Source organism: Croceivirga radicis (assembly GCF_002072105.2).
Lineage (GTDB): Bacteria > Bacteroidota > Bacteroidia > Flavobacteriales > Flavobacteriaceae > Croceivirga > Croceivirga radicis.
The window spans coordinates 1-8491 of record NZ_MTBC01000016.1; the positions used below are offsets into that span (position 1 = coordinate 1).

Sequence of the window (8491 nt, forward strand, 5' to 3'; positions counted from 1 at the left end):
TATAAATTATAGGACAAGTAACAGCATGTTTAAACCCCTTTTAAGGTCTGTAAATGAGTGAAAAAGGCGGATTGTAGGAAAAAGGATGCAAAAGTAGTAGTTTTGCGCCACTTACAAAAGTAAGAATGTAAAAAAGGGCAATCGCATTAAACTTGGCGGTTTACGATTACCCTAAATTTTTAATAAATATGAGTTACCAAACTACAACAAAAAACGGAATTAACGCACGTTTTAATAAAAAAGTCGTTAAAAAAAGTGTTTCTAAGGTTCTATTAACCAAAGAAATAGTAAATAATCTAAACGAAACTACTCTTAAGTTTAGTACGTTCGTAAGATATGCGCAAAAATACTTTCATACTTCTAAACAAGGCAATAGCGTTACTTTAAGGCATCCTTACACGGATATACACAAACGCCATATTAGAACGGTTAAACTTGATTTTTCATATTTTGAGAATACAGGCTATATCGTTGTTACCTCTTACGTTCCAGATGAACAGAACAATTATGGAATATTGGAGCTGCCCTACTCTTATAACTTGAACGTTACAAGCCATAAACAGCTATTTACCAAGCTATTTAAACAGAATTTAATATAAAATATTATGTGCAAAAATTCTGTTGGGAGTGCGTGCCACAAGTGCGTACATGGGCAAACTATGTCCAATAAAAACTTTACTTTCTGTACGTTCTGGGTCGAAACGGTAAATAATTTTCATGCTTGTATCTACTACGAAAACAGCAAAGATGCCTATTTCAATGCCTTGAAACCGTATCAGCAAAAGGAATATTTAGAGATGTTCAAAAATAACCTTGATGTTGTACACCGTTCTGTTTTTGATGAAAACGAATTGCAGCTTTTCAAGGAATCACACGAAAAACATTTGGAACAAACAAAACACGCATTTTAATGAGGATTAAACAAGGTCTTATGCTTGTCGTATATGGCAACAAAGAAACAGGAAAAACTGGGCATACTTGGTTCAGAATATCACGCAGAAAAGTAGAAGATTTACCAAAAGTAGTAAGCCGTTTAAATAATTTCTACTACGCTAAGATTTACAACTATAAAAGACTAGGCAAAAAAAAGGGTTACCCCATAAAACCGCATATAGCTTATATATACTGGGATGGAGACGCTTTAAACCTAAAATATAATTAAAATACTTACTACTCAACCCCCGCGGTTCAATAACGTAGAGATTTAAACCGCACAACAAATTTTTAAAACCTATAAAACTAATAAATATGAAATTTCGATTAGACTTCTGGAACAACGAACCACACACAAAAAAAGATTATGCCTTGGCATTTGTCTATTCTGGGTTAATTACCCTTTGTACTAGTGGGCTTTTAATCTCTTTGTTTGAACTTTATAAGGGTTTGAAGTAATGGAAAAGGCAGTAAATAAAGGCGTTAACGTCCCCATTAGGTATAACGGGGACTTACTCGACCGTAGGAAAAATTACGCACTTAATATGGATTATTTAGTGCTTAATTTAGAGGGTTCGCCCTTGGTTGGGGTTGTGGATTGCCTTAAAATAGATGTTGCGGATTATGGCACAAAAGTTTTTAAACAAAAAGCTGAAATAACTTACAAAGATGAAACTTTGGGAACGTTACTATTTGAACCACGTAGCACCGTACTTGATGCTAATTTGTGCCAATTCCAACTTAAGAATTATCTATTTTATACAAAAGATGGTAAGGAACTAAAAAAGATGGTTAAACACGCCCTTGATGTTATGGGCTTGGATTATAAGGGTGTGAACAGGCTCGATATTGCCCTAGATTTTAGCCAGGAACAACACGATTTTAAAGGGCTATTAACCAACATATTAACCGAAAATGTTTTAATTTCTGGTAGGGAAAAGGATATAAATTTTTATAGTCGAACCGTTAAGGGTCGCATTGCTTATACTGGTGTACAGATTGGCAAACGTTCTTCTTCTCGTTTCTGTAGGATATACGATAAAACCTATGAAATGACCAAGGGCGAACTAAAACCGCATATTGCAACCATGTGGCAAAAAGTAGGTTTAACGGGTCAAATATGGCGTTATGAATACCAAATAAGCCAAAAATGGTTTGCACAACATGAAATATCTTTCGACGATATATTCAGCCAAAACTGTTTATTTAACCTATTCCAAAAGGCTGCTAAAAATCATTTTGAGTTAAAAGAAAACACGGGTAAAAAGGAACTAAACAAGGAAAAAGATGTAGTTTTTATAGACTTTTCCAAGGTATCTAACGTGCTTGGGGCTATTACGGGCGCAATTGGCAAGCTAACCAGAACCATAAAAGAAACCTTTATAGGGCAGCAAAGAATGATAAAAGGGCTGTTGCGCTCTTACTTTTCGTCTAATCACGATTTTGGTTTTTTAGTGCCATTAAAACGCATGTTGAACGATTTTGATTTATGGGAATGGTATAACCAAAAATTTAGCCAATATATAGCGGAATTTAAGGAAAAGGAAAAGATAAAAACCATAAACTTAGCGCATTACGAAACGGATTTTAATATTGAATTTGTAGAAATATGATGGTAACCAAGTCAATGTTTGCGGTTTATCTTGGGGTAAGTTTAAAAACCGCTGCAAAATATTACAGCCAATATATAGAGTTAAGCCAAACCAAAAGGAACTATTTAACAAAGGCAGATATTGCCCGTGTGGATTCCATAACGTTGCAAGATGTTGAAACCCTATTAAAGTAGTAAAAACACGTAAAAACACGTAAAAACCCCCTTAAACACGTCAAAACCGTAAACGCTTTCTAGCTTCCTAATATGTTTGTATTCAAATCAGTAAATAATACAAATAATAAATATGAAATTAGTTAGCGTTTCAGGTTCTGACACTTCAGTTACTTTTGAGATTGACGAACCAAGCCAAGGTTTAATCTTCAACGATGGTTTCCCGTTTGATGGTAAAATTAAAGTTGATAAAATAAGTGCATCGGCAAATGATGTTAATATTATACCAGAAATGGCTATTGTTGATTTAATCGATATCCAAGCCTATTTGGGGTTAGATTCAACTGTAAACACGGATGCGGATAAAAGCGAGTTTGTAAGAAACCTTGTTGTTTTCTTTTCTGCTTCTGGGGTGTTGTCTTTTGACGATGATAACAAGTACAAAGTAACCCTAAGCAATTTAGGAACTTCGGCATTTGATGTTATCAATATGGATAACTCTGCCGTTGGTACTCCTATCATCATACAAAAGGGCGAGTTAAAAGGAACGAACAGCGAAAAAACCGAAAATTATTCGGATGTGGATCTGCTTTACTTTAATGGAAAGCACGAACCTACTAAAATGAGTTATATCGTTGCGGATGGTTTTGTTAATGGTGTTGAACAGGTAAGAAAAGTTAATATTGATGTTGCCCAGATGGAAGCGTATAAAAGAAGTTTTGAGGCTTCACGCTATGAGGTAACCACAAAATTATATAGTAACGGGGTTGGGCATATCGGTTTCCCTGTAAATCAGTTGAAAAATGTTACTATTCATCACGATATAAGTCTTGATGAAGATATGACGTATTTAACCGTTAAATATAAAAGGTAGTTTAGTTAGTTTGGTAAGGTTAACCCCTTAAGAGTAAGATTTTAAGGGGTTCTTTGTTTAATTAAAACATTAAAACAATGGCAGTAGGATTAACACCAAATATACTAGGCGGAACACAACCAACAACAACCACGGGCGGAACTTCTGGCGGTGGATTGTCTGGGGTTTTGGGCATGGTTTCATCATATGCAGGGGTGGCTAAAATGTTAGGCTCTCTTGTATCCTCTGAAACGGTTGCAAAAACAATAGGACAAGCCCTTAAAGATGGGTTTGATTGTTGGGGTGCAACATGGACACCCACACGGGCAGAAACAGAATTGCCCGACTGGATAAACACTATTAGTGCGCAATTTGAACAGGCATTAAGTGTAGAAAGGGAAGATTTACAGGAAAGTTTAAACCAATTTTTTAAAGATTTCTGGTTTGCATCTAAGGTAAATACAACAACGTTACAAGGTTGGCTTGGTTGGCGTTACGATTCTGCAAAGGATTGTACTTTAAGAGGTTTGCAGGCTTTGGAAAAGGGTATCGATAGTTATATAAATGATACTTTAGTGCCTTTTGTAAAAAATCTTGCAGACGATATAAATGCGGATATTCAGGTAAATATGGTTAGTCATACGCTATACCGTTACCACGATAGAACGGATAAGCCGTACCAGAAAATAATACCAAGTTTTACGATAAAGCTAAAATCTAACGTTTCAGAAGATTTAAAGGATATAACCCAAAACAAAACTGTGCAAATGGGTGGTTTATTCCTTGGCTTTGCTGCTGTGGTAGCTTTATTGTTCACACGAAAAAACAACAAAAACAATTCAATTTTCAAATTAAATAGATAATGGAAAAAGTAAAAGAAATTTTTATGCGCCCTTTATTCTGGGGTATTACGGTTGGACACTTAGCATTGACCGTATTGGCAAGTGTTGCCAGTATCATTTACATTAAAAAACTTTCTAAATAAAAATCATGGCTCAACAAGGTTACAACAAAGAATGGATGAACGCCCCATTTAATAACGGGGGTTATCAAAATAGAGGTTATCAAAATAGGGGTTATCAAAACAGGGGTGGTTATTACCCACAACAAAACCAAAAACCACCTAAAAAAAGTGGTGCTAAATATAGCATAATCAGAAAAGGTAAGTTTGAGGGGTTAACAATTGTTAACGCTTGGAACAAATCAAAAGGTAAGGGGTTGATTACTGCCAAGGTTTCACCGTATAAGGATTCTAGCGAATACACGGCAAAAACAACGGGTAAGAAATATATTACCATGATTGCAGAAGTTGTTTGGACGAATTCGGGGCAAGTAAGGATAATTCCTTGTAGTATGAACATTGCTACCAAAGTAATTAGTTTGCCAGATTTGGGCATGGTAATAACTCCGAACGGTAACGGGCTTACCTCTAGCGGTAAGAAAGTAACGGGTTATTTTGGAAAATTCACAAGGTAACAAATGATAGGTAAAATATTGGGTGTACTTAGCTACGGTTCAAAAATAGAAAAGTACGCCCTTTCCGCTCAAATCGTTGCAAAAGCCTTGCAGACGTGTAAAACTGAACTTGAACAGGTTTGGCAGCCTGAACCAAAAAAGACGGTTAAAGAAACGGCTAAAAAAGTAGTTAAAAACGTTCTTGGGAACGATAACGAAAAAGTAAAAGAAGATGCAAACTAAAAATTGGCGTGTGTGGCTCTGGGTAGTCTTGTTAACTGCGCCCTTTGTGGTATGGTTTATAAACCCCGATATATTAGAACAAAAGAAATAGTTGGAACGGCATTAATAACGCTGTTGGTTCTTTCAATTAGTCAATTTATGAAGTTTACATTATTAAATAAGATTAAAGCCTTTAGGGGTTGCGATAATTGGGGGTGTGGTTCTTTTGGTGCTTCTAGGGGTGAGCATAAACACAAAGGAATAGATTTCGCTATGGCGGAAAATGATGTTGTGTTGGCTCCTTTCCCTTGTGAAATTATTAGGCACGGTTACGCATATTCGGATTTAAGTTATAAACTAATAGAAATTAGGGGCTTACGTTCGTATTCTGACTATACAGCCAAAATAATGTATATAAAGGATTTTGCACCCGTGGGAACTATTATAAATGAGGGTCAAAAGATTGCGTTGGCGGATAACATTGCAGCCCGTTATAGTACTACCATGACAAACCACGTACATTTTGAACTTTATTTAAGGGGCAAATTAATTGACCCAACAAACCTATTTTAAGATGAAAAAAAAGAAAAAACAACATAAAAATATATTATATGCGCTATTGGCGTTTGTGGTTTCCCTGTGTGCTTTGGTTGCTTATTTCCTTTTGGGTTGTAGCACCAAAACGGTACAGATACCAAACGAAACCCCCGAAATTGACAAGGGAAGGCAACAACCTATTGTTGAAGATAAAGGCGGTGCGCCCGTTTCAGGTGGTGGCGGTTCTGCTGCTATTGGTGGCGGTGGTAATCTACAGCCAATAACGGAACAATTACAACGTATAAATGAAACCTTAAACACTAAAAGTGCGGGGGGCTGCGGTTGCGGTTGTAGTTAATGGCAAAATTGGTATCATTATTTAAAGATAACTACAAAACCAACCCCATTATATTAATATTGGTGTTGGCTCTGGTTGTCGTTTTAATCTCCTTTATCTGGGGTACGATTGCAAAAGGTTATAATTATTTGCTTTCTTCTTTAAAGGGTGCTGCAAGTACATTAACAAAGGATGAAGCGCAAAGCATTGCTAATGCTATTCAGGCAGAAATTCACGCAATGTTTACGAATGAGGATAACATTATTCAAAAATTAGTGCCATTATCTAAGGCGGATTATTTTAAGGTTAAGGCGGAATTTGGAATAAAAACATACAATATTACCCTTGATGAATTTAACGCCCTTGGCAGCGAAATGAATTTAACAGAAATATTAAACCATACTTTATCACAAGATGACAAAAATAAAATCAAAGGGCAAAACCCAAATTTACCAATATCTTAAAATGGCATTAATACCAACCTTGGTATTGGTGGTGTCCTATCTGGTAGGCTTTACAGTTGAGTTATTCAAGTTTAAAAAGATGGATGCAACGCACACAACACAAGATGTTTGCAACGCTCGTAAATTCTTTATATATATGGCATTGCCCATATTTTCAAAAGAAAGGATTGAAAATTTTGTGTATGCATTGTCTGGCGAACAATTAAAGGCTGTACGGGCTATTTATGGACAAAAACCGTTTTCTAAATCTTTAGGTTATTACGTGCCGTTAAGTAAAAAATATGATGCGTTAACCACTTTGCACCATAAGGAACAAATTAAATTAACTGTAGTTTGAGGATAATCGATGCAAATGTTTTAAACGTCCTTGCGTTGTCCTCAATGGCTTTGCAAGTCGAAAAAGGTTTAACAATTATATTGCTAGTAACTGCAATAGGTTTGAACATTAAAAAGTTTTTCGATAAAGACGAAAAGTAAAAAAATACTTACTACTCAACCCCCGCGGTTCAATAACGTAGAGATTTAACCAATAAACTAGAAAACAAGTGTTTACAACTATAATAAATGCCGTTATGTCGTTATTTTCCAAAAAGGAATTTATCGAATTATTTAAGGGAAAAGAAGCGAAAGTACAAGCCTTTAGAATAGAGTTAATAAAGGAATTGCAAAAAATGGACGTGGCGCAAATAGAACTCAACAAAGTTGAAGCAAGCCACAAAAATATATTTGTATCTGGTTGGCGTCCTTTTATTGGTTGGGTTTGTGGCTCTGCCCTAGCCTATCACTTTATATTTAGAGACTTGGCGCAATGGGGTTTAAATGCTTTAGGCTTACAGCTTAATCCCTTGCCTGTAATTGAATTAGGGCAATTAATAAGCATATTACTGGCCATGCTTGGAATGTCTGGTTATAGAACTTACGAAAAGATTAAAAAAGTAAATTAAAAATGATAGATTTTACATTTTGCGAAATAGAAAAAGCCTTTAAAGGGCTTTATTCAGATAATGAGGTAATATCGATAACCCCAATAATTAAAGGGGCAAATGAACCGTTTAGTTTTAATCCTAAAACGGTGTATTACGGCAAATTTGCAAATATTGCGGACGCATCAACACTATTATATAAGTTAACCGAAATAGAAAAAGGTGTTGAAGATATATTATTCACTCGTGCGGAATCCCTTGTTTATGATAGTTTTACGGGCTATCGTGTACAATTAAAAAATAGTTTGGAAGATTTTAAACCAAAACCCAAAGTATCAATATATTTCGATTTTACGCACTCGGACGGACACCCTGCGCATACTACTTTAAATGGTGCGCCAATTGTTCAGGGTCACAACATATTTGAAATGGATGAAGTTATAGGGCAAACTTTGGTAAACGTTTCACATAACTACGGTTTAACGCTTACCCCTGAATATAGCGACGAACAAACGCTATTAATAAGCCTATCGGATATGACTTTTAACAGTGGTTTGAATAGATACCAACTTGTCGTTTATGCTTGGGGCGAACCTGAACCGGTACAGGATAAGGATGTAGTTATTGTTATGGATTTCCAACAGGCTAATGGTTTTGGTCAAATGATTAATATTAACGGCATACCTTTAGAAGCTGGTAACAATACAGTACCGTTAAGTGTTGTGTTAAATAATCCTGTTGTTACTTTAGATGGTAGTGTAGGTGTATCACTCTCACAACAATTTGGAACGCAAGAAACAAGTTTGCAATTGTTAGAAAGTGACTTGGCATACCTTTCGTTTTCAGATTCATATCAGGTAACTTTATATGTAATTGGGGTAAGTTAGGATAAAAAAAGTAGTGTTAAAATGTAGCCCTTACAACATAAAATGCGTAAATTAGCGTTATATTTGTAAGACAAAACATGCTGTAAGGGTTTACATACTATAAATTATAGGACAA

Annotated in this window: 16 protein-coding genes; all 16 read left to right on the forward strand. The window is 35.6% G+C overall.

What is annotated here, in order from left to right; all coding sequences use genetic code 11:
- Window positions 1-188: 188 nt before the first annotated feature.
- The 16 genes from BUL40_RS15525 (at window position 189) to BUL40_RS15590 (ending at window position 8376) form a co-directional block, all read left to right on the forward strand.
- Entirely contained in the window at window positions 189-599 is a 411-nt protein-coding gene (locus BUL40_RS15525) for a hypothetical protein (RefSeq protein ID WP_080319985.1), read from the forward strand.
- 60 nt (window positions 600-659) lie between these two features.
- Entirely contained in the window at window positions 660-911 is a 252-nt protein-coding gene (locus BUL40_RS15530) for a hypothetical protein (RefSeq protein WP_080319986.1), read from the forward strand.
- The gene (locus BUL40_RS15535) at window positions 911-1162 is read left to right on the forward strand and encodes a hypothetical protein (protein ID WP_080319987.1); all 252 of its coding nucleotides are present in this window, start codon (window positions 911-913) and stop codon (window positions 1160-1162) included. Before BUL40_RS15530 ends, BUL40_RS15535 begins: the two co-directional genes overlap by 1 nt.
- Before the next feature lie 229 nt (window positions 1163-1391).
- Complete coding sequence (locus BUL40_RS15540) at window positions 1392-2546, forward strand: replication initiation factor domain-containing protein (protein ID WP_080319988.1); 1155 nt, start codon at window positions 1392-1394, stop codon at window positions 2544-2546.
- Window positions 2543-2719, forward strand: a complete 177-nt coding sequence (locus BUL40_RS15785) for a hypothetical protein (protein ID WP_176465502.1) — start codon at window positions 2543-2545, stop codon at window positions 2717-2719. Before BUL40_RS15540 ends, BUL40_RS15785 begins: the two co-directional genes overlap by 4 nt.
- A 112-nt stretch (window positions 2720-2831) precedes the next feature.
- Entirely contained in the window at window positions 2832-3572 is a 741-nt protein-coding gene (locus tag BUL40_RS15545) for a hypothetical protein (RefSeq protein ID WP_080319989.1), read from the forward strand.
- Between the two features lie 77 nt (window positions 3573-3649).
- Window positions 3650-4414: a hypothetical protein gene (locus BUL40_RS15550; RefSeq protein WP_080319990.1), complete on the forward strand. Its 765-nt coding sequence runs from the start codon at window positions 3650-3652 to the stop codon at window positions 4412-4414.
- Window positions 4414-4536: a hypothetical protein gene (locus BUL40_RS15915; RefSeq protein ID WP_262485916.1), complete on the forward strand. Its 123-nt coding sequence runs from the start codon at window positions 4414-4416 to the stop codon at window positions 4534-4536. The genes BUL40_RS15550 and BUL40_RS15915 overlap by 1 nt, the downstream gene beginning before the upstream one ends.
- A gap of 5 nt (window positions 4537-4541) precedes the next feature.
- On the forward strand, window positions 4542-5027 hold the full coding sequence (locus tag BUL40_RS15555; protein ID WP_080319991.1) for a hypothetical protein: 486 nt from the start codon (window positions 4542-4544) through the stop codon (window positions 5025-5027).
- Window positions 5028-5030: 3 nt separating this feature from the next.
- Entirely contained in the window at window positions 5031-5249 is a 219-nt protein-coding gene (locus BUL40_RS15560; protein ID WP_080319992.1) for a hypothetical protein, read from the forward strand.
- A gap of 138 nt (window positions 5250-5387) precedes the next feature.
- Window positions 5388-5801 (forward strand): M23 family metallopeptidase, encoded by a 414-nt coding sequence (locus BUL40_RS15565; RefSeq protein ID WP_176465503.1) that lies wholly within the window; start codon window positions 5388-5390, stop codon window positions 5799-5801.
- 1 nt (window position 5802) lies between these two features.
- Window positions 5803-6123, forward strand: a complete 321-nt coding sequence (locus BUL40_RS15570; RefSeq protein WP_141239685.1) for a hypothetical protein — start codon at window positions 5803-5805, stop codon at window positions 6121-6123.
- On the forward strand, window positions 6123-6566 hold the full coding sequence (locus BUL40_RS15575; RefSeq protein ID WP_080319995.1) for a hypothetical protein: 444 nt from the start codon (window positions 6123-6125) through the stop codon (window positions 6564-6566). Before BUL40_RS15570 ends, BUL40_RS15575 begins: the two co-directional genes overlap by 1 nt.
- Before the next feature lies 1 nt (window position 6567).
- Window positions 6568-6903, forward strand: coding sequence for a hypothetical protein (locus BUL40_RS15580; protein ID WP_080319996.1), 336 nt, complete (start codon window positions 6568-6570; stop codon window positions 6901-6903).
- Window positions 6904-7138: 235 nt separating this feature from the next.
- The gene (locus BUL40_RS15585; protein ID WP_080319997.1) at window positions 7139-7510 is read left to right on the forward strand and encodes a 3TM-type holin; all 372 of its coding nucleotides are present in this window, start codon (window positions 7139-7141) and stop codon (window positions 7508-7510) included.
- A 2-nt stretch (window positions 7511-7512) separates the two neighbouring features.
- Window positions 7513-8376, forward strand: a complete 864-nt coding sequence (locus BUL40_RS15590) for a hypothetical protein (protein ID WP_080319998.1) — start codon at window positions 7513-7515, stop codon at window positions 8374-8376.
- Window positions 8377-8491: the final 115 nt, after the last annotated feature.

Excerpts from the sequence above, each read along its gene's own strand:
- BUL40_RS15525 (WP_080319985.1), top strand. The coding sequence starts at position 189 with ATGAGTTACCAAACTACAACAAAAAACGGAATTAACGCACGTTTTAAT.
- BUL40_RS15530 (WP_080319986.1), top strand. The coding sequence starts at position 660 with ATGTCCAATAAAAACTTTACTTTCTGTACGTTCTGGGTCGAAACGGTA.
- BUL40_RS15535 (WP_080319987.1), top strand. The coding sequence starts at position 911 with ATGAGGATTAAACAAGGTCTTATGCTTGTCGTATATGGCAACAAAGAA.
- BUL40_RS15540 (WP_080319988.1), top strand. The coding sequence starts at position 1,392 with ATGGAAAAGGCAGTAAATAAAGGCGTTAACGTCCCCATTAGGTATAAC.
- BUL40_RS15785 (WP_176465502.1), top strand. The coding sequence starts at position 2,543 with ATGATGGTAACCAAGTCAATGTTTGCGGTTTATCTTGGGGTAAGTTTA.
- BUL40_RS15545 (WP_080319989.1), top strand. The coding sequence starts at position 2,832 with ATGAAATTAGTTAGCGTTTCAGGTTCTGACACTTCAGTTACTTTTGAG.
- BUL40_RS15550 (WP_080319990.1), top strand. The coding sequence starts at position 3,650 with ATGGCAGTAGGATTAACACCAAATATACTAGGCGGAACACAACCAACA.
- BUL40_RS15915 (WP_262485916.1), top strand. The coding sequence starts at position 4,414 with ATGGAAAAAGTAAAAGAAATTTTTATGCGCCCTTTATTCTGGGGTATT.
- BUL40_RS15555 (WP_080319991.1), top strand. The coding sequence starts at position 4,542 with ATGGCTCAACAAGGTTACAACAAAGAATGGATGAACGCCCCATTTAAT.
- BUL40_RS15560 (WP_080319992.1), top strand. The coding sequence starts at position 5,031 with ATGATAGGTAAAATATTGGGTGTACTTAGCTACGGTTCAAAAATAGAA.
- BUL40_RS15565 (WP_176465503.1), top strand. The coding sequence starts at position 5,388 with ATGAAGTTTACATTATTAAATAAGATTAAAGCCTTTAGGGGTTGCGAT.
- BUL40_RS15570 (WP_141239685.1), top strand. The coding sequence starts at position 5,803 with ATGAAAAAAAAGAAAAAACAACATAAAAATATATTATATGCGCTATTG.
- BUL40_RS15575 (WP_080319995.1), top strand. The coding sequence starts at position 6,123 with ATGGCAAAATTGGTATCATTATTTAAAGATAACTACAAAACCAACCCC.
- BUL40_RS15580 (WP_080319996.1), top strand. The coding sequence starts at position 6,568 with ATGGCATTAATACCAACCTTGGTATTGGTGGTGTCCTATCTGGTAGGC.
- BUL40_RS15585 (WP_080319997.1), top strand. The coding sequence starts at position 7,139 with ATGTCGTTATTTTCCAAAAAGGAATTTATCGAATTATTTAAGGGAAAA.
- BUL40_RS15590 (WP_080319998.1), top strand. The coding sequence starts at position 7,513 with ATGATAGATTTTACATTTTGCGAAATAGAAAAAGCCTTTAAAGGGCTT.